The organism is Vibrio sp. 1078-1 (assembly GCF_033340475.1).
This window is the reverse complement of the sequence record NZ_JAWOWM010000498.1, coordinates 1-635: the sequence shown is the minus strand read 5'-3', so window position 1 is coordinate 635 and position 635 is coordinate 1. Positions and strand designations below refer to the sequence as shown.

Below are 635 nucleotides of genomic sequence, written 5' to 3'. Positions count from 1 at the left end.
GGTTACCTAGTTTGGAGATAGGATCTAGGTATGCTTGAGCACGTAGACGTTGTGCTTCTTTGGCCTGTTCTTTAAATGACAACTCAATCTGTGCCGACATCATATTGATGCCATCCACGACCGCGATCAGGTCTTTGGTTTTAGGGCGAGTGAGTGGCTCACCAAACTGGTTGTTTGCGATGTCGTGCATTTTCTTCACGATAGCAGCCAGTGGTTTTAGAGAACGACGCAGAATGTAAGAAATCGCAATCAATCCCGCTAGGAAGATGACGCTAAACGCAGATAGCAAACGGATAAAACCTTGCCATAGTTGTTCATACGCCGCGCCTGGGTGGCTGATGATTTCGACTTCGGCCAGTTGCATCCAACCACTGGTGACCACGCGTTTATCGTGAATCGCTTTGAACAGATTCATGTCGATAAACCATTGCGGAACGGTGCTTGGTTTTACTGGGTAAGAGCGTACGATCTGGTAATCAGAATCTAACGCGGTGAGACGCACCACTGAGTAGGTACTGCCGTCAAATAATGCATTGATTACCGATTCAACGGCAACGTTGTCTGTATCTTTGAGGTAAGGAGCGAACGCCAAACCCACGGTGGTGAGGGGGTGGTTGACCTCTGAACGTTGCTGT

1 protein-coding gene is annotated in these 635 nt (G+C 48.3%); it reads right to left on the bottom strand.

Features of this window, described 5'->3' with window-relative positions:
• Positions 1-635, bottom strand: a 635-nt coding sequence (locus R7190_RS28415; RefSeq protein WP_318137999.1) for a LapD/MoxY N-terminal periplasmic domain-containing protein, incomplete at both ends; no start/stop codon positions are given.